The sequence below is a fragment of the Prosthecobacter fluviatilis genome (genome assembly GCF_055388355.1).
This window is the reverse complement of sequence record NZ_AP043782.1, coordinates 165,867-192,345: the sequence shown is the minus strand read 5'-3', so window position 1 is coordinate 192,345 and position 26,479 is coordinate 165,867. Positions and strand designations below refer to the sequence as shown.

Genomic DNA, 26,479 nt, shown 5'->3' with positions numbered 1-26,479 from the left:
TCGCAGTGATCAAAGCGGTTGTGCCTGATGAGGATGTTCTTAGCGCGGCCATAGCCGGCCACGTCGCGGTTGTCGCCGATGTTTTCGGCGCTCCCAGGACGGGCTGCGGCGTCGCGCTCTGGGTGGGGCGAGGCAGCAGGGACGTTCGCCCAGAGCCGACAGAATGTCGGCGCTCCCAGGGCTGATGCCTCAGATCAGCTCACGGATGGGCTGCGCGCCGTTTTCCACGAGGTAGTGCGGACGCCCTTTGTTGTCGGTCACGGTCGCGGTGTTCACGTCGATGCCGAGGTTCCGGTACAGCGTGGCAAAGACTTCGGGGAAGGTCACGGGGCGGCTGTCGGCCTCGCCGCCCAGGCGGTCCGTGGAGCCGATGACCTGGCCGTTTGGCATGCCGCCGCCGGCCAGCAGCGCCATGGCCACGCGCGGCCAGTGGTCGCGCCCCACCTGCTTGCTGATGATGGGCGTGCGGCCAAACTCTCCCCACACGAGCACGGTGCAGTCCTTGTCCATGCCGCGCTGGTGCAGGTCTTCGATGAGCGCGGTGATGCCCTGGTCAAAGATGGGAAAGTCCTCGCGCTCGCGGGAGAAAATGTCATTGCCCGGGCCGCCGTGCCAGTCCCACTTGCTGTAGTTCACCGTGACCACGCGCGCGCCGGCCTCCACCAGACGGCGTGCGGTGAGGAAGCTCTGCGGCACGCGCGGCGCGCCGTTTTCATCGATGCGCTTGACCGTGTCTCCCATACCATAACGTGCCACGATGCGCGGGTCCTCCTTGGAGAGGTCGAGCGCATCCGCCAGCTTCGATGAAGTCAGCACGCCCATGGCCTGCTGGGTGAAGGCGTCCATGCCCTCCATGCGGCCGCTGTTGTCCACGTCCCGGCGAAAGCGGTCGATGCTGGAAAGCAGCCGCGCGCGGTCCGCCAGCCGGTCATAGGTGATCCCTTGCAGCGTCAGATCTCCGCGGCTCGGCCCCGTGTGCCGAAAAGCACTGTGCGCAGAGCCCAGCATGCCGGGCCCGGGCTCATTGTAGGGGCCGTGCGTGCAGTCGTAGCACATGCTGACAAACGGCGGCACCGCCGGGTCCACCGCGCCCTGGAGCCTGCCCACGACGCTGCCAAACTGCGGCCATCCTCCCGGCGGAGCCACGCCGGTGGGCACATGCCCGGTGTAGCACTGCGCCGCGTCATGCCCCGCCTGCGCACCCACCAGCGAGCGGATGACGGTGAACTTGTCCATCATCTTCGCCATGCGCGGGAAGAGCTCGCAGATCTCAATGCCCGGCACGTTGGTGCCGATGGGCTTGTGCGGCCCGGCGATCTCGCGCGGCGCGTCTGGCTTGAGGTCAAACATGTCCTGATGCGGCGGCCCGCCCACCAGGTAGATGAGAATGACCGACTTGTGCGAGCTGCCAATGCCCGCCTGCGACTCCAGCGCGAGCAGCTTCGGCAATGAGAGGCCGATCGATCCGAGTCCGCCGATTTTGAGGAAGTTCCGCCGCGACACCCCATCACAGAGCGGACTGGCGTGATCAGCGGGAGCAAGGATTTTGAGCATGCGGGAGAAGCGGGTTGCCGGATGCCTGAGGCGCCGGGAGTGTGCAGAGATACGCCGCCGCCTGGATTTCTCTTTCCCAGCAGGCCAGCCACTCCAGCAACAAAACACCTCACCTTTGATAACTCCCTGCCCGATCCCCTGTTTTTCCAAAATCATTCCTCGCGCCATCCAGCATCCAGCATCCGCCATGCCCTCCCCACCCACACGCCGCTCTCCCCTGCGCCTCGCGCTCGCCCTGGCGCTCGCTTTCACAGCCGCCCCCGCCGCAGAGCCTCTGCGCGTCGAGATCGCGCGCGACACCTGGGTCTCATCCTACCCCACGGAGGTGGAGGGCAGCAACGGTGCCTCTCCCAAGATGAAGTTCAAAGGGGTGCAGGAGCTCGCGCTCATGGACATCGACGCCAGCGCGCTCAAGGGCAGGCGCGTCGTCAAAGCCCAGCTCCATCTGCATGGCGAGGGTGTGGAAGCACTGCAGCGCATGACGGTCTCCACCATCGCCGAGGAGTGGACCGAAGGCACAGGCACCGGCTACCAGAAAATACCCGGCGCCAGCTCCTTCACCTGGGCGCGCACGGGGGAGCAGCGCTGGGGCGGCGACCAGCCGGACATCACCGCCGTCATCAACGGCTCCGGCGGCTCCCTCTGGGGCTTTGCGGACCCCACACCACGCGATGCCAGCGGCTGGCAGGTCATACCCGTGGACCCCGCCGTCGTGCAGGCGCGCATCGAGGGCCGCAGCTTCGGCTTTGCCGTGATGGATGACGTGGGCAGCGAGTACCTGCGCGAGGGGGACAAGTTCACCTACCGCCCCTTCCTGAACCGCTACGTCTCCAGCAAGGACGACAAAAAAAGCACGCGCCCCTACTTCACCCTCTGGCTGGAGGACGGACCGCCCGCCGCTGCGCTACCCCAAGATACCCAACCTGCTCCAGCCAAGCCCGCCACGCTGCCGCCCGCCATCCCGCTGCCAGCCACCGCCAGGCTGCCGGTGGACTGCCGCGATGAGTTTGGCGAGCCCCTCCCCGCGCTCGACTTCTTCGCCGCCAAGGGCGAAACGATCCACTTCACCGTCGCCGCCGGCGCCAGCCTCACGCTGCCGCAGGTGAAGGTGCAGACCTACGCCATGCCGCAGGTGGCGCAGCATTACGACCCCCTCGTGCCCGGCGCCTCCAGCGGGCCCACCTGCATCGAGATCCACGTGCCCAAGGACGCACGCCCCGGCCGCATCGCGGGCCAGCTCACCGTGGGCACGCAGTCGCTGCCATGCACGCTCACCGTGTGGGATTTCACGCTGCCAGACCGGCTCTCCTTCATCCCGCAGATGAATGCGTACAGCCTGCCCGGAAATGAGCGCGCCTTTTACCGCCTGGCACATGAGCACCGCACCACGCTGAATGTGCTGCCCTACCACTGGACGGGCAGGATCGATGCCGGCCCCGTGATCAAGCCCGACGGCCAGTGGGACTGGACTGCGTGGGATGCGGCCTACGGCCCGCTGTTTGACGGCAGCGCCTTCACCGGCCTGCCCCGCAGCGGCGTGCCCATCGAGGCCTTTTACCTCATGCTCAATGAGAACTGGCCCATGGAGCAGGAGCCGTATTTCAAAGGCGGCTACTGGATCGAGACCGCGTATGACGAGGCCTACTGGCAGCAGTTTCGCGAGGCTGCGGCACGCATCGCCCGGCACCTGCGTGACAAAGGCTGGACCGAGCCGATGTTTGAGTTTTACCTGAACAACAAAGTCTCCTTTAAAACGCCCCGGTGGGACCGCTGCTCTGCGCCGTGGATCTTTGACGAGCCCTCCAACACGCAGGACTTCTGGGCGCTGCGCCGCTTTGGCCTGGAGTTTTGGAAAGGCGCAGGCGCACAGCCCGGCCTGCACCTGGCGCACCGTGCGGACATCTCGCGCCCGCAGTGGCAGCGCGATCTGCTGGATGGCGTGGTGAATGCGGAGATCGTCAGCGGCGCGCTGCGCACCTACGGCGCCTCCGTGCGCGAGCGCGCGCGGCGCTTTGGCAATCTCGTTTACATGTACGGCACCTCCAACGCGCTCGGCACTCCCAGCGTCAGCAATGCCGCGTGGTGCGTGGAGGCCTGGGCGCTGGGTGCGGATGGCGTGGTGCCGTGGCAGACCATCGGCAAGGCGGATGCGCTGCAAAAGCCGGATGACCTGGCGCTCTTTTACCCCACGCCCGCCGGCCCGCTGCCCAGCCTGCGGCTCAAAACTTTCCGCGCCGGGCAGCAGCTGGTGGAGTACCTCACCCTCTACACCGCGCTCTCCGGCGAGTCCCGCGAGGGCGTGGCCGCCGCCCTCCTGGCAGAACCTGGTATGCGCGCCGTCACGGTGAAGAAAAACGAGGACGACGCCGGCAAGGCCGCCTTTCCCCCCGAGACGCACGCCTCCCTGACCGCGCTGCGCCTGCGCCTGGGCCACTGGCTCCATGCGAAGTCCCCCGCCCCGCGTGAGCGCTGGCACGACCCCAGGCCAAAGCCGCACAGGCCGGAGGCGGTGAGGGAGATCGAGGTGGTGAGGTAACGTGACGTTTGGCACTTGATGGAGCTGCCCCCCAAACCCAAGCGCCCATGCTTTCGGCAGGCAGCCCGGGCTTCTGCGGCGGCCCAGAGGCGGGGCCGTGCTTTGAGGCGATGTTTTTCCATGCTTGACCATCCGTGCCAGCCCCCCTACTAGCGCGCAGAGTGCCATGACGTCCTCTCCACGTTCCATCATCGACCCAGTCTGGATCATCGGCTTTACCGGGCACCGGCCAGACCCGGCGCGGGGCCGCACACGGGCGGACCTGGAAAAGATACGGCCGCAGGTGCGGGCGGAGCTGCTGCAGCTCAAGACGCTGGCGCAGCAGCAGGGCGGGCGCGCGGAGCTGCTGTGCGGCGTGGCGGCCGGGGCGGACATCATCGCGGCGCAGGAGGCGGAGTCTCTGGGCATGGCGGTGCATGTGATCCTGCCGATGCCGCAGAGCCTCTATGAGCAGGATTTCGAAGGCGCGGACCTGAGTGGTGACCTGCAGGCGGCGCGGCATTTCATCCAGCAGGCCGATGCCGGCAGCAGAGGGGCGACCTTTCGCGTGGCAGGAGGCTCCCACCTGCGAAACGAGTGCTACTACGACCTGGGCCTGGAGATCGCGCATGCCTCGGACGCGCTGCTCGCCGTGTGGGATGGCGCGGAGGCGGAGGCGCTGCATCTGGCTGCGAAGAACGGCACGCTCGCTCCCGGACGCGGCGGCACCCGGGATGTGATGCAGGTGGCCGGCAGCGAGGTGCTGCCCCACGTGAAGCAGGGGCTCTTTGCCCAGGGAATGGCGTGGCTGCCCAAGCCGGTGCGGGTGATCCACCTGCATACGGGAGTGGTGAGCGGCAGCACGGAGGGCTTTGCCGACGTGCAGGATGCGGGGCTGCAGGAGCTGCGTGCGCTGCAGCGCGCCGCCGAGGCGGAGAAGCGGCCGGAGCTGACGCTGGACTCTGTGCAGAGCCTCATGGACTTCACCGACTACCAGGCCATCGACTGGGCGGCAAAGCTGCGCCGGGGCCTGCTGTGCAGCAGCGCGCTGCATTTCACGGCGTCTCTGACCGCCGCCATCTCGGCAGGCATGCAGTCGCATCAGGTGAAGTGGCTGCCGCCGTTTCTCGCCGCCATCGAGCTGGCGCTGGTGAGCGCGGCCATCACCCTCATGCTGTGGTCGCGCTGGAAGCGTGCGCAGGCGCGCTGGCTGGAGCTGCGGCTGGCCACGGAGCTGGTGCGCGGGCTGGTGGACGCCGGGCGGCTGCTGGACCCGCTCTTTCCCGTGTGCCGCGAGGTGCTGCCGGCGTGGCGGCGCTTTTGCCTCTCGGTGGGGCTCACGGTGTGGCGTGACCCCAGGTCACAGCCGGGCGGGCCCGGAGACACCCCTGAGCAGAAGTTTGAAAAATCCCGCGCAGTGTATCTGGAAAAACGCATCCAAAACCAGCTGGAGCATTTCGACAGGAAAGACCCGCACCACAAGCACTGGTGGCACCCGCTGGCGCATTACGCCGCCCCGGCCACGGCCACGCTGGCGGTGGTGTTTGCGGCGCTGGCGCTGTTTCGCAAATGGGAGGTCTCCCTGCTGAGCGAGGCGCCGGAGAGCACCTTTCTGAGCAGCCTGCTCTTCACGCTGCTGCCCATCGCGCTGCCCCTGGCGGCCGGGGTGCTGGCCTCGCTGCAGACCGTCACCGACATGAAACGCCGCGCGCAGGTGTACCCGGAGATGCAGGAGCGCCTCCGGGGCGCACGCGACCTGCTGCCCCACCTGCGCACCGAGGCCTCCGTGCGCCGCTTCGTCCGCCGCACGGAGGAGCTCCTGCTCGACGAACTCGTGGGCTGGTACGCCGCCGCGAAGGGGATCTCGCATTGATGAGGGATAGGGCTGTGCCTGCGCTGAAGTAATACCACGATGCGATGAAAACGGGTCTGAAGGTGGAGGCACGATCCGACGGAGGGGGATCATCTTGATCCCCCCACCTGCAGCGTGTTCGTGGATCTGCGAGAGCGCTGTGCGATGCGGGAACGTGTGGGATCGGGACGATCCCACTCCGCCGGAGCCTTCGCCGCAGCGACGGAGGGGGATCATCTTGATCCCCCCACCTGCAGCGTGTTTGTGGATCTGCGAGAGCGCTGTGCGATGCGGGAACGTGTGGGATCGGGACGATCCCACTCCGCCGGAGGCTTCGCCGCAGCGACGGAGGGGGATCATCTTGATCCCCCCACCTGCGGCGTGTTCGTGGATCTGCGAAGGCGCAGGGCGATGCGGGAGCGTGTGGGATCGGGACGATCCCTCTCCGCCAGAGGCTTCGCCGCAGAGACGGAGGGGGATCATCTTGATCCCCCCACCTGCGGCGTGTTCGTGGATGTGCGAAGGCGCAGGGCGATGCGGGAGCGTGTGGGATCGGGACGATCCCACTCCTCCGGAGGCTTCGCCGCAGCGACGGAGGGGGATCATCTTGATCCCCGCACCTGCGGCGTGTTCGCGGATGTGCGAGGGCGCAGGGCACTACGGGAACGTATGGGATCGGGACGATCCCACTCCGCCGGAGGCTTCGCCGCAGCGACGGAGGGGGATCATCTTGATCCCCCCACCTGCAGCGTGTTCGTGGATGTGCGAGAGCGCAGGGCGATGCGGGAACGTGTGGGATCGGGACGATCCCACTCCGCCTGAGGCTTCGCCGCAGAGACGGAGGGGGATCATCTTGATCCCCCCACCTGCAGCGTGTTCGCGGATGTGCGAAGGCGCAGGGCGATGCGGGAGCGTGTGGGATCGGGACGATCCCTCTCCGCCAGAGGCTTCGCCGCAGAGACGGAGGGGGATCATCTTGATCCCCCCACCTGCGGCGTGTTCGTGGATCTGCGAGGGCGTTGGGCGATGCGTGAGCGTGTGGGATCGGGACGATCCCACTCCGCCGGAGGCTTCGCCGCAGCGACGGAGGGGGATCATCTTGATCCCCCCACCTGCAGCGTGTTCGTGGATCTGCGAGGGCGCTGGGCGATGCGGGAACGTGTGGGATCGGGACGATCCCACTCCGCCGGAGCCTTCGCCGCAGAGACGGAGGGGGATCATCTTGATCCCCCCACCTGCAGCGTGTTCGTGGATGTGCGAGAGCGCAGGGCGATGCGGGAACGTGTGGGATCGGGACGATCCCACTCCGCCAGAGCCTTCGCCGCAGCGACGGAGGGGGATCATCTTGATCCCCCCACCTGCAGCGTGTTCGTGGATCTGCGAGGGCGCTGGGCGATGCGTGAGCGTGTGGGATCGGGACGATCCCACTCCTCCGGTGCGCTGGCTGGCCGCATGGAATGCTGGCTTTCACCCCTGAGACCCGTTTTCAGCTGTGCATGGTATAAACAGTGGCGGCAGCGCCCGGCACCCATGCAGAAACGCCAGAGCGTGGTGCGTGCAGGCCGCCCTTTTCAGGGGCACATCATGCGGAGGCAGTGGGTGCGGCGGAGCGGTGCACGCAGGCCGCAGTCATGGCCTACTGCGGCGAGCCCTTCGCAGGGGCGGGAGCCGCCGCCGCGGGCAGCCCCAGATCCTTCCGCGCCCTCGCCATTTCCTCCCTGCCGATGCCCGCCTTCTCCAGCATGGCAAAGTCCTCGGCCACCCCATCTTTGAAAATGCGTCCGAGCATCGGAGCATCCCAGTGGTCCTTGTACATCTTGATCGCCTCCTCGTATTGGCCCTGGAAAAGCAGCGCATGGGCCAGGTTGCCATAGATGAAGACCATGTCTGCGCGCCTCTTGGGATCGTGGTCAGCTTTGCAGGCAGCGATCAGGTCCAGAGCCTCCCGGCTCCAGGCCACCGCATCCTTGTACCTCTTCTGAAACACAGCCTCAAACGCGCTGTTACCCAGCTGGCTGGCCAGCTCGAACCTCAGCGCGTCTGAAGGAGCTTTCGCCAGCTCAGCGCGTGCTGCTTTGAGCCTGGCCATTTCGGCGTCGAATGAAAGGGAGTCCGGCAATTTAGGGAGGTCAGATGCGGCCTTTTCTCCGGCAACAGCGGGTGGTCCTGCTTTCTTCTTAGCTTTGAGGATTATTGGCGAAGCTGCCTTTTTTGTGACAGAAGCTGATGGTTTTTCATCCCCCTTGGGTTCGATCATACGTGGTTGAGTGGCCTTTTTTGTGCCAGTGCCGGATGGTTTTTCATCCTTCTTGTCCTTGTTATCTGTGGGATAGTTCAGCGCATAAGTGCACAGGTCTGCAAACCCCACATTGTTTTCATGGGCGATGGCAGCCAGCTTGCGAAGAGAGTCACGCACATCGGCCGGAACCTCCACACCTCTTTCTTCTTTAATCCACCGTGCCTGGTCAGCAATGGGGTCGGCGTCCTTTTCTGGAACCGCATTGTTGATGTAAAACTGAACAGGAATCATGACGCCATTCACCTCGCAGGGGATGATAAACATCTTTAATTTGGGCAGCCTGTCTTTTGCCGAGCGCAATTTGGCCAGATTTTCATCAGTAGGTTCCAAAGCAGGATCGAGCAGTTCTGGCTCCTTGAATCCGTAATGAGGAATGGCCAGTTCCTTCAGCCATCGCTGCCACAGGCGCAGCTCGGCCTCCCGATTTCCCAGCTGCTGATAGGACCTCGCCATGCTCCTGAGCAGGTTGGCGAAGGATTGGCGAAGGTAGTAAAGGTAGGGTTTCTCCAGATATGATTTTTCACACAGCTCGACCATCCGCAACTGGAGCTCCATCGCCTTGTCAGGCTTGTTCTCATCGAGATAAAGGTTCGCTCGCCGTTGTGCCAAATCCAGCAGCGTTTGTTTTGAATTCGTGCTGTTGCAATGCGCGACATATGACAGTGCCCCATCCAGGTAGGCGATGCGCGTCTCAACAAGAGGTGCGGGATTTTTCTCCGTCTTGGCCAGTTCAATTAGCGCATCGTCATGGGTGACTGTCCATTGTATGATGTTAGATACATAGTAATCGGTAACTAGTTTTGGCGATGCTGCAAAGCCCTGTTTTAACACGCCAATAGCTTCCTTCAACAGGGGGGCGGCTTTGGCTTTGTCATCTCTTATCGGTTCAAAATTTGCTTGTTTGGAAAGCAGGAGGCCCAGTTCATCCCGCAGTCCCATGTGCTGAGGGTATTTTTCCACAAACTTTTTTCCGGCCATGATCCCACGCTCGCGAATCTGGTGGGCCAATGCTGGGTTGGCAGTGTTTTTTGCGGCCGCTCCTGTGCCTTTGCCGCCTTGCTCAAAGTCCGCAAGCTGGTTTAGAAGGCTGAGCAGCCACTGCCCATACAACGGACGGTCTTCACGCAGTTTTACCAGCTCTTCGAGCAGCGAGATGCCCTCGGAGTACAGTTGCTTCGCTTTCACATAGTCCTGTCTTCGGCTGAGAAAGACGCCATGATTTTTAAGCCCATCCGCCAGCCAGGCGCGGTATAGGGTGACCCGTGGATTGGCCGAGGCTGTGAGGCGATAGGTGGCGGTGGCCTGTTCATACAGCTTTCCTGCCTCGTCAAAGTTGCCCAGTTTGGCCTGGAGTTCGGCTCTCTGTTGCAACCCAATCGCCGCATTGCTGAGAAGTCGTGGAGAGTCCGGCTGTAGAGCGAGCGCCTTTTTTTGGAGTTCATCGGCCTGCGTCATGAGTTCGAGGCCTTTCTTTTGATCCTCCAGAGATTCGCTGATTTGGAGCTGCCGCCCCAGATTGTGTGTGGCGGCAGAAAAGCGGTCCAGCAGCGCGGCATCGGGTTCTCGTTTGCTGAGAAACTCTTTGCCCCAGTCACGTGCACGCGTGTAGTACTTCATCTTTTCCTCACGAACCGAGGTGTGGAGGCCTACGATGTTGTAAGCTCGAACCAGCACCAATCCGGCTCTGGGGTCGTGCTTTTCAGTCGCCAGCGGTTCGATGGCCTTCAGCGCATCCTTCAAAAGAGACTCATCATCGGGAAATCCATTGTCGTCGATGAAAACATCATAATCGATGAAGGTGTTTGCCAGGAGGACGCTGAAGTCGGGTGAAGAGTACAGGCTTTGCGCCTTCCGAAGCCTGGGCACCAGCGTTTCGTACGCCGTCTTGGCCTCCTCCACGGTACCAATCTGGCTGAGAATGTTCGCGCGCGCGGCCTCCATTCTCAGCAGGCCGATCTGGATGGACTGATCATCCGGACGCCGCGAGGCCAGGTACTGATACAGCTCAATGGCCTTCCGTGCCGACTCTTCACGGAAGGGCTGTATCCCGGGGACAAAGGCAAAATCTTCTCCCGCCAGCTTGGCCACCATCTTGTCCGTGGCATCCCGCGCGGCATCAAAGCCGGCATTCGCCTCCGCCTGCTGGCGTTTGGCCTCCGCCTCCTGCCTGCGTGCCACCTCCTCCTGGCGGCGTGCCTGTTCGCGCTGGGTGTTGGCCTCCGCCTCCTGGCGGCGGGCCTCTGCGGCGGCCTCGCGGGCGCGCTGCATGCCCACCCACCCAAACACTGCGGCGATGATGGCGGCGATGGCGCAGGCCGCGGCGGCCAGGGCAAACTTTCGCAGGCGGTTTTTTTCCGCCAGCGCCTTCTGCTTTTCCGCCTCCGCGTGCTCCTGGTCCAGCCGCGCCTTTTCCAGCGCCTCCTTTTCCTTGCGTGCCTCGCGGCTGGCGCGGGCCACGCGGGTGAGCACGTCGTGCGTCAGCTCCAGGCGCTGCACGCCGCCGCGCTCGTCCACGGAGAGCAGCCGGCGCTCCACCAGCAGGGCCAGCACCTTCTTCGCCGTGTCCGCGTCCGCCTTGCCGGAGAGCTCCCACAGCATCGTGTCAAAGGCGATGCTTTCGCGGAAGCCCTCGGCGGACAGCAGGCGGTCCTCGATGAGCCGGCGCAGCGCCTGCAGCGTGGCGCCGCCCAGCGGCACCGCCTCCAGTGCGGCCCCGTACGTGGCGGGGTCAAAGCTGCGCTCGTAAAAGCTGTTCAGGATCTCCGCCCCGCTGCCCTCAAACTGCGACTGGCTGATCTGCTCCAGCCCCAGCGCCTGGCGCTGCGAGTTCAGCTCCGAGCAGATGAGCGAGAGCAGCGGCGGCACGGCGTCGATCTCTCCCAGCGGCACATCCGGCGCCACCCCGGCCACAAAGCGCACGATGGCGCGGCCCACCTCGTCCGGGATGATGGGCGGCTGGCCCGGCCGCTTCTGGCCGGGCCTGACCACGGCCTCAAACGCCTGCGGTCCGGCCAGCAGGCGCAGCTCCATGCGGTTGTCCATCAGGGAGGGCATCTGCTTGCGCCAGCGCTCCAGCAGGTGCAGGAAATCGTAGCGCAGCGCCATCAGCACGCGGTAGCTGCGCGCCTGGTAGTGGACCCTGTCCGCCAGCTCCTCGTCCTGGGCGATGATCTGGCGCACCGCCGCGTTTGGGCGGTTTTCCACCAGCGAGGCCAGCACATCGCGGAAGGCCAGCGTGGCCGCCCGGCGCTCCGGCTTGTCCCCCAGGGTGAACATTTCCTCAAACTGGTCAAAGATGAACACCGGCTGCGGGACGCCGCCGTCCGCGCCCGTGAGGCCAAAGACGGGGTCGTGCAGCAGCAGCCACAGGCTGGCCGTGCCGCCCTGCGCCAGCGTGGCGGAGACGTCTGCTGCGGCCTTTGTGCAGCCGGCGGCGTGCAGGGCCTTGGCCAGGGCGCCGATGACCTGCGCCTCCAGCGAGCCCGCGCCCTCATCGTGCACCAGGCGTATGATCACGGGCAGAAAGCCGTCCTTGCGCAGCTGCGGCACCAGGCCCGCCTGCAGCAGCGAGGTCTTGCCCCAGCCGGACTGGCCAAAGAGGATGGTCAGCGGCTTGTGCAGCACCCGCTCCCGCAGGTCTGCCAGCTCCTTTTCACGGCCAAAGAAATGCGCGGCATCCCCCTCACCGTAGGAGCGTAGTCCGAGCCACGGGGAGTCCGGGGTCACTTCAGAGCTTGCGGGCGTGGGGTTCATGAGGCGGCGAGGTGTTGCTGGCGCTTCTGCTGCAGCGCAAAGACATGGCGGGCAAATTCATCGGTCGCGGCGCCGTTTTTCAGGCGCGTGCACTGCACCCTGGCAAACACCCGCGGCTCGTTCTGCGTGGCCAGCGGCGACTCGTCGATCACCACCGGGATGTAAAACTCATCCGCCGCATGCCCCTGGGAAAAGCCGTCGTAGCGCTCCGCCGCCCAGTTGCGCTCGCGGTGGTAGTAGCCCTCCGGGCTGCTCTCCGTCGTGCGGGAGACCACGGAGACAAACAGCCCGCAGCGGTTCTTCACCTCGTCCTCCAGCTCGCTCGGCCAGTAGGCCCCCGGCTTCAGGCGCTCGCGGTCATACCACACGGTGCAGCCCGCCTCCTGCAGGCCGCCGATCAGGCGCCTCACCGCGTCCTCGTCCTCCCGGGCATAGCTCACAAACACCGCCCCCTTCGGCATCTCCTGGGGGATGGGCTTCAGCGCTGCCGGCGGCTGGCTGGCATCCCGGGGGTGCTCCAAAAGCCACCGGCGCGAAAGCTCCCGGGTGAACTCCTTCGGGCAGCAGCGCACCACGTGCACACTGCGCGTCACCGCCCCGAAAAACATCACCATGTCGCTCGGCAGCATCTTGTCCGGGCTGTCGGCCAGGTAGGCGGGGTGCACCCGCAGCGAGAGCTTTTCCTGCTGCGTGATGCGCAGAAAGAGCCGCACAAGCCAGTCTGAAAAGCTCAGCCCCAGCAGCAGCAGGCCGTGCGCCTTGAGGTCGCGCGAGAGATTGTCCACCGTCCCCGTGCGCTTGAACTGGTCGTGCAGGTCGATCACCGTCTCCAGCATGTCCGCCTCCCACAGTACAAACTCCGGCTGCGGCGAGGCCTTGCCAAACAGGTGGTACACCAGCGCGCCGTTGAGGTCGCGCATGCGTGCCGGCATGTCCTTCCGGTCCAGCCCCTCGCTGTAGGACACCGCCTCCGTGCACGGCTCACCGCCGTAGCGCTCCAGGTTCAGGGCATTCTCCAGCAGCGGGTCCACCGCAGTGCTCAGAAAGAGCTTGAAGGCATCGATCTGCGCCAGCGAGCGCAGCAGGGGGCCCGGCTCAGGGCACTCTTTTTTCAAGATGTTGAACAAGCGCGTGTAGAGCAGATTCGGCTGGTCCTTGCCCCGCAGGTGAAAAGCCGTGGCCACACGGTTCAGGCTCGGCGGCTGGTCCAGCTCTGACTGCGGGATGGAGAGTTTCTCCGCCAGCCGTTCTGCCAGCCACGGGTAGAAAGGCTCGTCCTCCGGCCCAAACGTCACGATCCCCTGACCGATGACGGGGATGACTTTCCCCTCCTCAATAAAAGCGAGCAGGTCTTCCCAGAACAATTCATCCAAATTTAAACTCATTGTATGCGTGAGGGGGGGGGGCAGAGGCTGATGAAAGCATGAAACACATCCGCTGCCCGGGCCCGCAGGGAGCCTGGGCAGGCCGAATCCCTATATCCTAAATTATTTCACGTCCAAGTCGTTTTGATCTTTTCTTAGGCTCTTCCACGGGAATCCTGCACCTGAAATGCCCGGCCGAGCCGCATTGCGTGCCAGACGTGTGCTTGATACCACGCACAGCTGAAAACGGGTCTCATGGGTGAAAGCCAGCATTCCATGCGGCCAGCCAGCGCTCCGGCGGAGTGGGATCGTCCCGATCCCACAGGCTCCCGCATCGCCCTGCATTCTCGTGCCTTCGCAAAGCCGAGCCTCCCTCATCCTCCAGCGCCCTCGCAGATCCACGAACACGCTGCAGGTGGGGGGATCAAGATGATCCCCCTCCGTTTCTGCGGCGAAGCCTCCGGCGGAGTGGGATCGTCCCGATCCCACACGCTCCCGCATCGCCCTGCATTCTCGTGCCTTCGCAAAGCCGAGCTCCCTCATCCTCCAGCGCCCTCGCAGATCCACGAACACGTTGCAGGTGGGGGGATCAAGATGATCCCCCTCCGTTTCTGCGGCGAAGCCTCAGGCGGAGTGGGATCGTCCCGATCCCACAGGCTCCCGCATCGCCCTGCATTCTCGTGCCTTCGCAAAGCCGAGCTCCCTCATCCTCCAGCGCCCTCGCACATCCACGAACACGCTGCAGGTGGGGGGATCAAGATGATCCCCCTCCGTCGGATCGTGCCTCCACCTTCAGACCCGTTTTTATCGCATCGTGTATTTATCTGGTGTTTTACAACATTACCTAATACCTACCCGCCGACCATGCGGGCCAGAGTCCCGTGGGTTTGCGGCCCTGGGGGCGCATGCGCTCGAGCAGGACGAGGGCGGTCTGCGCCTGCTGGCGGATGAGGGCGGGGGCGTCCTGGTTGCGCAGGCTGGGGATGTCGTAGTTGGTGATGGTGGGCTTGGCAAAAAAGGCGTCGAGCGCGAGGGGGAGGAAGATGGACTCGACAAAATTGGCGGGCACGGGGAGCGCCACGCCGGGGTCGGTGTGAGCGGGGTCGTCATTGTACACATCGGCCCGCGTGAGGGTGCGCGGGGCGGTGCGGGCCTGAAACTCCAGCACGGTGTCGGTGCTGACGTAGCCGGAGATCATCATGCGGAGGCGCACGGTGTCGCGGGTGATGGCGGACTCGATGAAGTAGCGGGGCTCTCCGCAACTGCTGCCGGCGAGTTCTTCGCGGCTGCTGGCGGCGGCAAGGCTGCGGCGGCTGCCGCGAAAGCGCACGGGCTCGAGCACGGTGATGATGTCGGGGTCGAGCTCGACGGTGTCCACATGCACGGTGGCGGTGCCGCTGGTGGTGCTGGAGAGGTGGGGAAACTGCAGCGTGGCGGTGCTGCCGCTGAGGGTGAGGATGCGGTTCATGGCGGGGTCTCCGGGGAGGTCCACCCAGCAGCCGGCGGCCCACGCGGGAAAGCTGCCGGTGACGCTGTACGCGCCGTGGCTGAGGCCGCTGACGGCGACGGGCGCGGGGGCGCGAAAGTAGGCGCTGCGCTGCTGCTTGGCGGCAAACAGGGGGCCGAGCGCGGCCATCTGCTGCAGGGCGGCATTGCACGCGGCGAGCGCGTCTGGCAGCGGGTCTTCAAAGTCGGGGCCGCCGGCGTAGGGGATGGCGCGCTGCTCGGTGCGCAGGTAGCTGAGCATGGCGGCGATGGTTTCGCGTACAGTCATGGCTGTGTGGGGGGGCTGGGGGTGGCGGCCGGGCTGTGGCCGGGGGTGTCGAGGGTGGCGATGATGTCTGCCTCCTGCGCGAGGCGGTAGGTGCGGCCGCTGCGCTGGAGCTCGCCGCTGGTGTAACGGCTGACATAGACGGCGGTGCCGCAGCCGAGCGCGGGGTGCGTGCAGCCGGGGCCGCGTGCGACGATGACGGCCTCCATGCGGGTGCTGGCGCCCTGCACGGCGGTGGGGAGGACGAGACCGGCGGCGGTGGTGCGCTCCTGCGGGGTGACATCGAGGAGAAGGTGGCTGCCGAGGGGGTGGATTCCGGGTGGGCTCATGGGGAGTGTGTGCTGGTTTGGGCTTTGTTATGGTGGTTTGTGGTATTTGTGGTCAAAATGTCAGCGCAGTGTTTTCAGCGGACCGTGCTCGTCTCCCGGGCTCCGCAGTCCGCAGCGGCAAGGCGCTGGTGAGCCAGGGGCTCATCGGTCGTGCAGGTCGTATGGGACATGGAGGTCATGGGGTTTGGGCTGTTCGTCATTTCAGGGTGCGCGTCATTCACGCCGTGCGCCGCACCCAGCCGCCGCCGGCCAGCTCCACGCGTGAGTCTGCGTGCGTCAGGGCCTGGCGCAGCGCCTGCTCCGCCACGCCCAGCAGCGCGGCCAGGGCCTTGAGGCGCTTGGGCGGCTCTGCCAGAGCATACGCCGCCGCATGCAGGGGCGTGCCGACGATGAGCGAGGGCGGCAGCGCCTGCACGCTGGTGGCTGCGACCGATGCGGTGGATGAAACGGCTTCCGGGGCTTTGACGTCGGCGGCCTGGGGACAGGCTGCGCCAGCTTCGCGGGGTTGAGTCCCGGGCTGCTGCGTGGCAGCGCCTGCCGCAGGCGGGGCGCTCTCTCCAGGAGCGCCGCAGGTGCCGCCCGGGGTGGGCGCAACGGTCGGCTCTGCACCCGGCCCAACCACGTTTCGGGTGTGTGTGCTCGTGTCCGTTGCGCCCGTCTGGCGGGGAGGGGTCTGCGCCGCGGCGGTGGCGGGAGGGGCGGGCTCCAGCAGCACGACGATGGCGTGCGGGAGGCGGCGCTGGTCCATGAGCTCGTGCGCGAGGCGGCCGCCGCCGGCCTGCCAGAGGTGCAGCGGCACGCGCAGGATGTGCCCCTCCTGCTGCGACTCATGGCGGAAGATGTAGGAGCGCGTGCCTTTGTCGTGAAAGTCATACGGGGCGGCGTTTCCCACGCCGACGAGCTTGACCACCACGAGCGGCTCATCCGCACGGCGGTGCCTGCACAGCAGCGCGGAGTCCACGCGTGCGGGGAGCTTTTGGACGATGGCGAGCGAGGGGCAGGTCTGGGTGGCGGGCTTCATGGCGTGGAAAAAAGTGAACAGGGCTGCTGTGGCGGGTGCGGTGTGGTGCGGTGTGGTGGGGAGGGGTGAAAACGGGGACGGGGCGCGGGTGTCTGGTATCTTTGGGTATTTGATGATAGCTTTCGTTTCCTCTCTGCCTGCGCCGGGTCCTTTTTTTCTGCCCCTCCCCCCCTCCCCTGCCCCGGCGGCGGCTGCGTGCTCCGGGACAGGCGAGGGGGGGCTATGGGATGCTTTGCTGGGTGTCTCTCTCTTTATGGCAGCATGTGGCAGGCTGCTGCCGCGGGTGTTTCTGCGGGTGGTGGGTGGCCCGCGCGGCGCCCCGGATTCAGGGCAGCGCGCGGGCCGTGGTTTGCGGGGTTATGCGCTCAGGGTGGGGACCTCCAGGCCGGGGTGCTGGCCGGCGTGGCGCAGCAGGGAGTAGCCGCTGGTCTTGCCGTCCGTGCGGATGCACGGGGCCTGGCCAAAGATGGTCTCGTAGCCGCCGCCATCGACGAAGGAGTAGTCGTCCTTGTCGCCGACGAGGAGGTCGTCCCCCACGTAGGCGCGCACGGCGGTGTCCTGGCCGAGGATGAGGCTGCACATGTCCACGGCGCCGTTGGCATTGCAGGGGATGATGTAGGCTCCGGCGTCAAACTGCGAGGTCCAGACGAAGTCGGGGGAGCAGTTTGAGCCAGAGCCCGCACCGCCCGGCAGGCGCGCGTAGTCGGTGCCGGCGGTGTTGAGCCCCCAGTTGTCTCCGGTGGCGACGAGGTTGCCCAGGGTGGCGACTCCGAGGCCGGAGGCGTCGGCGGTGTTGTCGGGGTTCAGGATGTGCGTGAGCTTGATCTGGTTGCCGTTGTTGTCCGAGCCCACCCAGCTCACAAAGCCGACGGAGCCGTCGGGATTGAGCACCCACGCGTAATACGTGGCGCTGGTGATGCTGCTGTAAAACGCCGTCCACGCGACGCCTCCGGGCGCGGTGGTGGCGGTGCTGTGGGACTGGCCCTCATACCACTCGTAGGCGTAGCCGCCCATCCACGCCATGTAGGGCGTTTTGAGGTCGGTCTTGGCGGGGGTGGCCGTCGAGTCGCTGCGGAGCACGCAGTCGGCCGCGGGGGAGTCCACACCAAAGCCCATGCCCAGGATGGCGCGCGGGGCCAGGGGGTCGGCGCACTGGTCATTCTCCGGGTCCACGGAGGCGTGCTCAAAGAGGCCCACGCCGTTCCAGTCCAGCAGCTTGCCGGAGAAGAGCGGGTTTTCCTCATTGCTGCGCGCGCCGCCGTGCATGGCGGCCTGCTCGTAGCTGCTGGAGTTTTTGATGCTGGCGATGGCGGCGTCCGGGATGTACACCATGGGCTTGTAAACGGGGCTGCCGTGCCTGCTGGTGACGACGATGCTGCGGCCGCCGAGACGGCGCCACTGCGGGATGGCATTGGTGATGCCGGAGGGCGTCAGGGTGTCCAGCGCATTGAGGCTGGCAAAGGTCTTGCGCGCATTGGGGTAGATGGTGTTGCCCACGCCCTGGAGCTTGAGCGCCATCTTCATGTCGTTCATGCGGCGGCGGCCGAGCTTTTCACGCAGGGCGAGGAGCACGGCGGACTTCACCCCGCCGCCCCCGGCCATGAACTTGAGCTGCTTTTTGGTGAACTTGAAGGCGTCGCGCCAGAAGTCCACCACGCAGCCAAAGGTCTTGAAGTCCACGCTGGACTCATTGCCGCGCAGGGGCTGCTCGCCACGCGCACCGGGGCCGCGCGGCTGGCTCATGACGGTGAATTTGACCTCGTCCCCCGCATGCGCGGAGGCGATGTCCTTGCGGACGATGAAGGGCTTTCCGGAGCCCTCCGCGCCCTCAAACATGGCAAAGTCGTCCACCGAGCGCGCGCCTTTGCGCAGCTGCTGGGAGTAGACCTTTGCGACGACGGAGGGATCTGCCGCGACGGCGGCGGCGAGTGTGGAGACGACGGATTCGGCGTGATATTCGCTCATGGTATGTGTGTCTTTCTGGCTGAGTGTGGGTGTGTTTCGGTGCGGGGGCGGGCGTGTGCGCGCCCCGTGCGCCTTGCTGTATGCTTGTTTATGCTATTTCATGGTATCGGGCATCAGGGGCTGGCATCTGCGAGCCGCGGGGGCCGGGCTAGCGCCGCGCTTTGGCGGAGGTGAGCCGGTCGAGGCTGTGGATGAAGGCGTCCTGCTGCTCGGGTGTCAGCTTGTCGATCTCCGCCATGGCCGTCTGGGGAGACAGCGCGCCGGCGGAGAATCCGGGGCCGACAGGTGAGCCGGGCAGCCGCAGCGTGTGCCGCGGTGCGGGCGGTATGAGTGACGCGCCCTCCGCATGGCCCGGGCTGTGCGCCGCGGCTCCTGCAAAGAACTTGTCGAGCACCCGCCGTCCGATCTTCTCAGGCCAGTCAGGATGATTCAGGATTGGGTCGCTTTTTGCCTCTGCAAGCAAAATTTCATCGTCGCAGTGTGAAACGAAGCCGCAGCCGTCGTCGGCGATGAGGGGTGCATACATCTGCAGGGCGCGGGCGTGGCTTTCAGCCTGGCGGCCCTGCCAGGCGCGGCCCACGGTGGCGGCCTCGCGCTGCGCCTCGCGGAGGTCCATCTTGACGTCGGTGATCTGCTCCAGGAGATCGGTGGCGGCGGGGTCGTAGGAGGCCTTGGCCTGGAGGTACTGCTGCTGCAGGTGGCCGAGGTGCTGCTGCAGCTCCGCCACCTGGGGCGCGGTGCTGTGGGGCTGCGCCGTGGGGGCGTCTGCGCCGTAGGGATCTGCGGCCTCGGCGGCGGCGTCAAACTCGCTGCCGGGGGCGTAGCCGGCGGCCTCGCCCTCGGCGCTGGCGGCGGGGTGGCCAAAGACCTGCGCAAAGGCCGCGGCGGGGCTGTGCCCGGCGCGGATGAGGTCCAGCGCCTGCACGGTGCGTGCGCGGTCTTCGGGCTTGAGCGCCTTGATGGAGATGCGCGAGGGGGCTGCGGTGGCGGAGAGACCGCCGCTGTCCTCCGCAGCGCCGGTGTCGGCCTCGCCCTCGGCCAGTGCGGCGGGCTGCTGCACGGCGGCCAGCGCGGCCTGCACGCGGAGGGGGTCTCCGCTCTCAAAGTCGCGCAGCTGCGCATCCGTCATCTGCGCGAGGTCCGTGCCCGCGAGCGCCTCATCCAGCGAGCCGAGTCCGGGGACCGCAGCGTCCGGGGCCGTGCGGCCATCACCAGCGCCAGCGCCGCCGGAGCCGGAGAGGCTCTCCAGCACCGCGCTGGCGTCTGACTCGGAGAGGCTTTGCAGCACGGCCCCCGCCTCTGCGGCGGCGGAGTCTGCGGCTGGGCTGGCGTGCGGGGCGGCGGGGTCGGTCATGGCAGTGTGTGGTTGTTTGTGGTAGCGTGATTCTCGGGCTCTCTGCGGAAAGGGGTCGTTGCGGCTGCGGCTGGCTGGCGGTGGCGTTGCGGCCCTGCGCGGCATGCGCCACGGGCTGCGGACGGGGCTGTGTGTGTGCGGGGGTAAAAAAAGAACGTCGGAAGCGGCTCACCCGCCCGGCCACCCCGCCCTGCGGTGGTGCCGCGCGGCGCATGCTGTGGTCAGGCAGTGCATGTGAGAAAGCCTTGGCCCCGGATTTCAGGAGTCAAGCGATAAGGTGAAATAATGCTTCATTCCAGCATCTCCTGACTGTTTGAGGTATGAAATACCACTATTACCACCGCTGAGGCACAAGCAACTCATCCCTTTCTGGGTGGAGCGAGGCATCAGGGACGTCCGCCCAGAGGCCGACAAAATGTCGGCGCTCCCAGGACCGACGGCAGCGGCGTCCCGCCCCCCCGCTTTCTCCGTCCACGATCAAGGCTCTTAACTGAAGACCTTTCGCGCCCCATTCGCGCCAGGCATAAGTCCATGCACGCAGGCATGGGCTTAAAAATCAAACCCGCACCGCCCTTAAGAAATCCGTTTCACAATCCTAGCAATTGCATTTGACGCACTTAACCCACCACGGAAAATCGTCTCACCCTCACCGCATGCCCGCCGCCAACCTCGCCCAGCGCCAACAAAACCTCGCTCGTCTGTGTGACGCGCACTCCGCCCATTGCGTGTGTGGCGCGGCCCGGGCGCACGCTTCGAGCACGATGGCGCAGAAGCTGCCGCTGAGCCATGCCGCGCCAGAGGGCGCCATGGGCAAGATTCTCGGCTCAGGAGCCTTGCTCTCGCAGATGGCGGTCAATCCACGCCCAGACAGCGCTGAGGCCACTCTCGGCACGGCGGACGATGTCTTTTTCTATCTCGGCGCGTTCGGCTACCCTTACACCGACTGCGGCTTTCTTTTCCTGCCTGCTCTTGAGGAAGGCCACCAGAGAGACGGAGTCTCCACGCCCTTCGATTCTGGCGCGCTGGTGAGCAAGGTCAGCAACGTCAACCCGCCAGCGAGTTATGCACAAGACATACCCGGCAGAGTCGGTTTCGTGCGCGATCACGAGCTGCCCGTCTCGGGCTATCGAGAGCTGCTGAGCCGGGTGATCACGGACTATTCCCGCGCCTGCGGCATCTACCTGGAGTCCCCGGACGAGTTTAAATGTGAATGCGGGTTCGTGCGAGGGCATCCGTTTGGGCTGGTGGGCGGGGACCGGCGGGCGGCCACCTTTGAGGTGCGCCTCCCCAGGAGCGTACCACTCAGCCCCCCGCATCTGCATGCGGTGTTTGTTCGTACCGGGTTTGAGCCCCGCGAACTGGCCCCCCTGCGCCGCGCCGGGGTCAGGATCGAGACCTTCCAGCCCGAGCCGGGTGCCGATTCTTCTGGTGCATTGCGCGCAGCCTGCATTAACTTCATCCAAGAACATCTCCTCTCATGACGACAGAAACCTTTGACCTCTCCACGCTGGAGATCATCGGCTACGCCAGCACGCTGGCCACGCCGACGCTTCCGCGTGTGCTGCACCCGGTGTTTCGCGTGCGGGGTGCAGACTTGGTCCTTTTCCCGCCTTACACCCTTCAGGGCACGGAGGTCTGGAAAGCCCATCAGGGCGATCAGGCCGAGTTTGAGGAGTTCCTGGCCAAAGAAAAGCTCACCCGGCTGGACCCGCCCCTTCCGGCAAAGCCTCATCATGATCTCTGGGTCAGCCCGGAGGGCGTGGTGGCCTATGCGCCCAAAGCTGAGGTCAAAAAAACCTTCGAAAAGCTGTATGCGGAGCACCTGAGCCTGGCGGAGACCAAGCTGGCAGCCAAGGACTTTGAAGCCGCCGCCCGCCACGCCGCCGTGGCCCGCTCGGTCGATCCCGGAAAGCTCGATCCCCTCATCATCCGTGGCGTGACGGAGTTCAAGCTGGCGGACCAGTCCTATTATGAGTTCACCCGGGAGCTGGCCGGGAAGATCGTGAAACCGGCTGAGTTTGACCAGTTGGTGAGGGAGCGTGTGGGGGGTGCAGGAATAAATGGCGTGGCAGTCGAGGTAATGAGCGTTGAGGTGCCCCTTTCTCAAATTCTATCAACGGAAAGCGCAATCACCTATGTTTCATCCAGAGGCGCAATCGTCATGCGTCAGATGGCCATAAGGCCAACCCGCTTTCCTAGTCCTGCCGCCGCCGCTGCATGAGCTTTCAGCCGCGCATTTTCACCTTCTACAGCTACAAGGGTGGCGTGGGCCGCAGCATGGCGCTGCTAAACATGGCCTACTACCTGCACGCTCGGGGCAGGCATGTCTTGATTGTGGATCTGGACCTTGAGGCCCCCGGTGCCAGCGGCTTCCTGCATCGCTCAGATGAGCTGCTGCCACGCGAGAGCCTGGGAGATGTGGTGGATGTGCTCCAAAAGGTGGTGGATGCTGTGAAGCAGGCACCCGAGGGGGCGGAACCGCAGCTGCCTGCTATGGATTTGAAGGATTACCTTCGCTCAGTGAACCCTGAGAAATATGCCACCGCCGTACACCCCAAGGCCCCACGGGCACGGCTGGATGTGCTGGGTGCCGAACAGGGGGCGGACTATACCGCAAGATACAGCGCCCTGGAGCTTTCCAGCCTCAATGCTGATCAAGTCGCAGACGCCAGCGATCTGCTGCGCGGACTGCTCCTCCTTCACAGCTTTCCGTTCCATCAGCCCTGGCAAGAGGAGGATGCAGTGCCCGAGCCTACGCACTACGACTACATCCTTGTGGACAGCCGCACGGGACTGAGTGAAATCGGCGGCTTGTGCATCGGGCCTTTGTCAGACCGCCTCATCGTGCTCTGCGGTCTTAATGATCAAAACATCGAAGGAACGCGTCATTTTTTGGATGTTGTGGGTCTAAAGCCCAGAACCCGGGCGACCACTGCGGAATCTTTTGATGATGCCGATCTCGTTGCTGAAGACGGTCAGCGCCCCGCCACCCTGGGTCCCAAACCAACGCTGCTAGTGGCCTCTCCTGTACCCGGCGGCGAGATGATGTACAAGAAGCACCGCATGAAGGAGCTGGAGAAGCGACTCGGAATGGCCCCAGCAAAGCTTTCCTACCACCCGCAGATGGCGCTGATGGAGACCCTGTTTGTCCGCGATTATGAGGACGAATACCTCGCATTGGAATACACCACACTGGCAGAGCGGCTGATGGGCCTGGTGGGAGACACAGTGCCGCAGCTATTGTCCCCAATCCAGCGTCTTCTGGCCGACCGGTTCAATGCGGATGAATCAAAATCGACTAGCATGGAGGCAAGAACAGCTCACCCCATGGTGGAACCATTGTTTCAACTGCTGCCCCCGCGCACCAGCAAGAAGAAGGAGGAGAAAGTAGATGCCGAGGATCTACTTCAGCGCCTTACGCGCAGCACACTTGCTGGCGCTCTGCATGGCCCTGACATGCCCCCTTTCATGATCAGTCGTCTTGACCTGTCCGATGCGGATCAAGTCAAGGTTTGGCAGCTACGTATCAATCTGGCACAGACGGATGACATAGCAGCCCAGAGATGGCTCGAGTGGGCGGATGACTTGGATACAGAAGAGGCCCGGAATAGTGGGAGTCCCACAGCTTTCCAGGCCATAGAGGACAAATATCGGAAAGCAGTCACGCTGAGACCTCAGTTTTATCAGGCATTTCACAACTGGGGCTCAGCCCTTGCGCAGTGGGCAAATACTAAAACAGGGGCAGAAGCAGAATTCTTGTATTCCCAAGCCAGTGAAAAATTTCAACAGGCGGCGACCATTCAGCCAAATGACCACGCGACTTTTTCTGATTGGGGCACATTTCTCTCTGATTGGGCAAATACCAAAGTAGGAGCGGAAGCAGAGTTCCTTCATGGTCAGGCTGATGAGAAATTTCAGTTCGCGACTGCCCTGGAGCCGAACAACGTCAATACCCTTGACAACTGGGGCCTGGCTCTTGCGCTGAGGGCTGAAACTAAAGAGAGAACAGAAATCGATGCCTTGTTTATGCGGGCTTGTGAAAAATTTCAACAGGCCGCGGCCATTGATCCGAGTGATATTACACCGATCCTCCACTGGGGTTCCGCATGCTTGCGGTGGTCGCTTACAAAGGAAGGGAGTGAATCGGACACCTTATTAACAAGGGCTTGTGAAAAGTTTCAACAGGTAGCTGCTATTGACCCGGTCAACCTCAACATGCTTCACAACTGGGGGGTCACCCTCATGCAGAGGGCGAATACAAAGACGGATGGTGAGGCGGACGATTTGGTTGCTCAAGCCTGTGAGAAGTTTCAGCAGGCAGCAAGCATTGAGCCTAATGACGGCACAAGGTTTAAAGTCTGGGGCTCTGCCCTAATGCAACTGGCAAAGTCAAAAACGGATGAAGAGGCTGATGCTTTGTTTGCCCAGGCCTGTGAAAAACTCCAGCATGCTTCGGCGATTGAGCCTAATGACCTTGGAACAATTCGCGCCTTGGCTCTTGCTTTTTATCAGTGGGCAGAGACCAAAGCCGGAGTAGAGGCAGAACCCATGCTGGCGCAAGCCTGTGAGAAGTTTCGGCACGTGGTGGCGATTACCCCCCGAGACAATACAACCCTCTACCTCTGGGGCACTGCTCTCATGCAGTGGGCAAGTACAAAAATGGGGGGAGAGGCTGCTTCCTTTTTGGCCCAAGCATGTGAAAAGTTTCAGCAGGCCTCGGCCATTGAGCCAAATGACTCTGAAACGCTTCGTGCTTGGGCATTCGTTCTTATGCAGCTGGCAAATACCAAAGCGGGCATTGAAGCTGATGCCCTAAATACGCAGGCCTGTGAAAAGTTCCAGAAAGCGGTGTCTATTGATTCTGAGGACTATTCAATGCTTGGCGTTTGGGCATTAGCCCTCTTGCAGAGGGCTAATGCCAAAGAAGGCATTGAGGCTGAGGCCTTGTATGCGCAGGCCTGTGAGAAATGCCATCAAGCGGCGGCTATTGCGCCTAATGACTTTACAACGTTTAGCACCTGGGCACTCGCCCTGTTGCATCTGGCAAACACCAAAAAGGACACTGAAGCTGATGTCTTGTTTGACCAAGCCTGTGAGAAGTTCCAGAAGGCGGTGGCTATCGAGGTTAATGACTTTGAAACTCTGAACAACTGGGGCAATGCCCTTTTGCAAAGGGCAAAAAACAAAGAGGGGGCGGAAGCTGATGCCTTATTTGTCCAGGCTGGTGAGAAGTTTGAGAAAGTGGTTTCCATTCGGCCGAATGACTCGGGAGCACTTTATAATCTTGGCTGCATCGCCGCGTTGCGCGTCCAGAAGGAAGCCGCTTTAGCGACACTCGAAAAATGGAAATCCACCGATCCTGAAGCCAGCAAAGCCAAGCTGGATGAGGACAGCGATTTTGACCGCATCCGAGATGACCCGCGCTTTCAGGCATTTCGGGATGGACTGGCGGACTGAAGGCAGGCGTCTGCAGTGCAGAATGATGCATGCCTGAGGTTGGGCAAACCATCAGGGCATGGAGTTCAAAGGGCACATAGTGTCAACACTACAACACGTGCTCCCGCAGATGCAGCCAGCTGGTGGCCAGAGCCAATATTATTCTTGTCCTGACGCTGCTGCTGGAGCCCCCAATCACAAATCCTCATCCCTCTCCCCTTCCCCGAAGCTGGCGGATTTGTACCTGCCGGTGGTGCGGAAGTCGCGGGCCTGATGGATGGCGGTGGTGAGCTGAGGCATGGCCTTGAGGGCGGCGGGAGGGACGGAGCCGATGAGGGCATCGATCACGACGGGAACCCCTTGGGAGTTGATGCGAATGTTTCCCGGATGCAGATCCCCGACGAGCCAGGCTTCGTCATCGCCCCAGAAGAGATAGACGGGCATGCCCAGCGGGCAGGTGGGGCGCACGGCCTTCATCATGCTGACGGCGGTGAGGCTGTCTGCGGTGAAGTCCTTGTACATCTGGCAGAACGGCTGCTTGGCGATGAGGAAGTCCCCCGTGTCACTGAGGCCGACGATTTCGGTGGGGCAGGCACCGGCTTCGTGGAGGAGGCGGAGCTTTTGCACGGTATCGAGCAGCGTGGCGTCCACCTGCTCCAGCCTGAAATGGAAGTCGTCATCACGGCAGAATTCGAGTTTCTGCCCCAGAGCGCCGTTGGCACGGAGGTCGAAGAGCTTGTACACGCAGCGGGTGTCGGCGTCCAGCCAGGCGCTGGCTTCCTTGCCTTCATTGAGCCGCTGGAGCTGCCGGGAGGCGAGGGCGCTGAGCTCGTCGAAGTAAAACCCGAGACGGTCGAGCGAGACTAGCGGGACGTCCCAGAGTTTTGATTCTGCGGCAACAGTGGCCTGCCAAACATCAGGCGAAAGCGATTGCCGGGATGGAGTTGTGCGATGAGTTTCCTGGATTCCACGCGCTCGTTGACGATTGATTCGTGTGCAAATGCGCCACTGCTCCAGAGAGAGGGTGTCTCCGGTGATGGCTGTGGGGCAGCCGGTGCGGAAGTCGAATTCGTATTGGTCGGGCGGCTGGTCATTCAAGGGAGGAGGGTGCTCGTTTTACCATGTACGCCTGACGGGTGTCAATCATGCTTGCTGTTTTTCAAGCAAGCATGGGGCATGCCACGTGGAGAGCAGTGCCGCGCGAAGGAAGCGAATGCGCTGCGTCTCCAAGGGCCTGCAGAGGTGGTTCTCGTTCAAGGTTCGAGT

General features: G+C 63.9%; 14 protein-coding genes. 5 read left to right on the top strand and 9 right to left on the bottom strand.

Annotation, left to right across the window (positions count from 1 at the left end; all coding sequences use genetic code 11):
• Positions 1–189: 189 nt before the first annotated feature.
• Complete coding sequence (locus ACZ5WW_RS00765) at positions 190–1,554, bottom strand: DUF1501 domain-containing protein (RefSeq protein WP_377170410.1); 1,365 nt, start codon at positions 1,552–1,554, stop codon at positions 190–192.
• 187 nt (positions 1,555–1,741) lie between these two features.
• On the opposite strand from ACZ5WW_RS00765, the gene ACZ5WW_RS00760 reads away from it, so the two are divergent.
• Positions 1,742–4,090, top strand: coding sequence for a hypothetical protein (locus ACZ5WW_RS00760; RefSeq protein WP_377170412.1), 2,349 nt, complete (start codon positions 1,742–1,744; stop codon positions 4,088–4,090).
• Between the two features lie 166 nt (positions 4,091–4,256).
• Positions 4,257–5,942 (top strand): hypothetical protein, encoded by a 1,686-nt coding sequence (locus ACZ5WW_RS00755; protein WP_377170414.1) that lies wholly within the window; start codon positions 4,257–4,259, stop codon positions 5,940–5,942.
• Positions 5,943–7,557: 1,615 nt separating this feature from the next.
• Here ACZ5WW_RS00755 and ACZ5WW_RS00750 read toward each other — a convergent pair.
• The 7 genes from ACZ5WW_RS00750 to ACZ5WW_RS00720 form a co-directional block, all read right to left on the bottom strand.
• The gene (locus ACZ5WW_RS00750; RefSeq protein WP_377170416.1) at positions 7,558–11,973 is read right to left on the bottom strand and encodes a DUF2610 domain-containing protein; all 4,416 of its coding nucleotides are present in this window, start codon (positions 11,971–11,973) and stop codon (positions 7,558–7,560) included.
• The gene (locus tag ACZ5WW_RS00745) at positions 11,970–13,358 is read right to left on the bottom strand and encodes a toll/interleukin-1 receptor domain-containing protein (protein WP_377170418.1); all 1,389 of its coding nucleotides are present in this window, start codon (positions 13,356–13,358) and stop codon (positions 11,970–11,972) included. The genes ACZ5WW_RS00750 and ACZ5WW_RS00745 overlap by 4 nt, the downstream gene beginning before the upstream one ends.
• 823 nt (positions 13,359–14,181) lie before the next feature.
• Positions 14,182–15,111 (bottom strand): hypothetical protein, encoded by a 930-nt coding sequence (locus ACZ5WW_RS00740; protein ID WP_377170420.1) that lies wholly within the window; start codon positions 15,109–15,111, stop codon positions 14,182–14,184.
• Positions 15,108–15,437 (bottom strand): co-chaperone GroES family protein, encoded by a 330-nt coding sequence (locus ACZ5WW_RS00735; protein WP_377170422.1) that lies wholly within the window; start codon positions 15,435–15,437, stop codon positions 15,108–15,110. The genes ACZ5WW_RS00740 and ACZ5WW_RS00735 overlap by 4 nt, the downstream gene beginning before the upstream one ends.
• 217 nt (positions 15,438–15,654) lie before the next feature.
• A complete protein-coding gene (locus ACZ5WW_RS00730) occupies positions 15,655–16,458 on the bottom strand; it encodes a hypothetical protein (protein ID WP_377170424.1) in 804 nt (267 codons plus the stop codon).
• A 357-nt stretch (positions 16,459–16,815) separates the two neighbouring features.
• On the bottom strand, positions 16,816–18,423 hold the full coding sequence (locus ACZ5WW_RS00725; RefSeq protein WP_377170426.1) for a hypothetical protein: 1,608 nt from the start codon (positions 18,421–18,423) through the stop codon (positions 16,816–16,818).
• Between the two features lie 148 nt (positions 18,424–18,571).
• Positions 18,572–19,777, bottom strand: a complete 1,206-nt coding sequence (locus ACZ5WW_RS00720) for a hypothetical protein (RefSeq protein ID WP_377170428.1) — start codon at positions 19,775–19,777, stop codon at positions 18,572–18,574.
• Positions 19,778–20,430: 653 nt separating this feature from the next.
• Here ACZ5WW_RS00720 and ACZ5WW_RS00715 point away from each other — a divergent pair.
• From ACZ5WW_RS00715 to ACZ5WW_RS00705, 3 genes are read left to right on the top strand one after another with little or no spacing between them, the layout of a single operon-like run.
• Positions 20,431–21,258 (top strand): hypothetical protein, encoded by an 828-nt coding sequence (locus ACZ5WW_RS00715; protein ID WP_377170430.1) that lies wholly within the window; start codon positions 20,431–20,433, stop codon positions 21,256–21,258.
• The gene (locus tag ACZ5WW_RS00710) at positions 21,255–21,998 is read left to right on the top strand and encodes a hypothetical protein (RefSeq protein WP_377170432.1); all 744 of its coding nucleotides are present in this window, start codon (positions 21,255–21,257) and stop codon (positions 21,996–21,998) included. The genes ACZ5WW_RS00715 and ACZ5WW_RS00710 overlap by 4 nt, the downstream gene beginning before the upstream one ends.
• Positions 21,995–25,234, top strand: coding sequence for a KGGVGR-motif variant AAA ATPase (locus tag ACZ5WW_RS00705; protein WP_377170434.1), 3,240 nt, complete (start codon positions 21,995–21,997; stop codon positions 25,232–25,234). Before ACZ5WW_RS00710 ends, ACZ5WW_RS00705 begins: the two co-directional genes overlap by 4 nt.
• 174 nt (positions 25,235–25,408) lie before the next feature.
• Here the strand turns inward: ACZ5WW_RS00705 and ACZ5WW_RS00700 are convergent, their stop codons facing one another.
• Positions 25,409–26,311 carry a hypothetical protein gene (locus ACZ5WW_RS00700; protein ID WP_377170436.1) on the bottom strand — a complete coding sequence of 301 codons (903 nt, stop codon included), beginning with the start codon at positions 26,309–26,311 and terminating at the stop codon, positions 25,409–25,411.
• Positions 26,312–26,479: the final 168 nt, after the last annotated feature.

Bases quoted from the DNA above. Each gene is read 5' to 3' on its own strand.
- ACZ5WW_RS00765 (WP_377170410.1), bottom strand. From the start codon at position 1,554: ATGCTCAAAATCCTTGCTCCCGCTGATCACGCCAGTCCGCTCTGTGAT.
- ACZ5WW_RS00750 (WP_377170416.1), bottom strand. From the start codon at position 11,973: ATGAACCCCACGCCCGCAAGCTCTGAAGTGACCCCGGACTCCCCGTGG.
- ACZ5WW_RS00705 (WP_377170434.1), top strand. From the start codon at position 21,995: ATGAGCTTTCAGCCGCGCATTTTCACCTTCTACAGCTACAAGGGTGGC.
- ACZ5WW_RS00710 (WP_377170432.1), top strand. From the start codon at position 21,255: ATGACGACAGAAACCTTTGACCTCTCCACGCTGGAGATCATCGGCTAC.
- ACZ5WW_RS00720 (WP_377170428.1), bottom strand. From the start codon at position 19,777: ATGACCGACCCCGCCGCCCCGCACGCCAGCCCAGCCGCAGACTCCGCC.
- ACZ5WW_RS00760 (WP_377170412.1), top strand. From the start codon at position 1,742: ATGCCCTCCCCACCCACACGCCGCTCTCCCCTGCGCCTCGCGCTCGCC.
- ACZ5WW_RS00730 (WP_377170424.1), bottom strand. From the start codon at position 16,458: ATGAAGCCCGCCACCCAGACCTGCCCCTCGCTCGCCATCGTCCAAAAG.
- ACZ5WW_RS00715 (WP_377170430.1), top strand. From the start codon at position 20,431: ATGCCCGCCGCCAACCTCGCCCAGCGCCAACAAAACCTCGCTCGTCTG.
- ACZ5WW_RS00745 (WP_377170418.1), bottom strand. From the start codon at position 13,358: ATGAGTTTAAATTTGGATGAATTGTTCTGGGAAGACCTGCTCGCTTTT.
- ACZ5WW_RS00755 (WP_377170414.1), top strand. From the start codon at position 4,257: ATGACGTCCTCTCCACGTTCCATCATCGACCCAGTCTGGATCATCGGC.
- ACZ5WW_RS00735 (WP_377170422.1), bottom strand. From the start codon at position 15,437: ATGAGCCCACCCGGAATCCACCCCCTCGGCAGCCACCTTCTCCTCGAT.
- ACZ5WW_RS00725 (WP_377170426.1), bottom strand. From the start codon at position 18,423: ATGAGCGAATATCACGCCGAATCCGTCGTCTCCACACTCGCCGCCGCC.
- ACZ5WW_RS00740 (WP_377170420.1), bottom strand. From the start codon at position 15,111: ATGACTGTACGCGAAACCATCGCCGCCATGCTCAGCTACCTGCGCACC.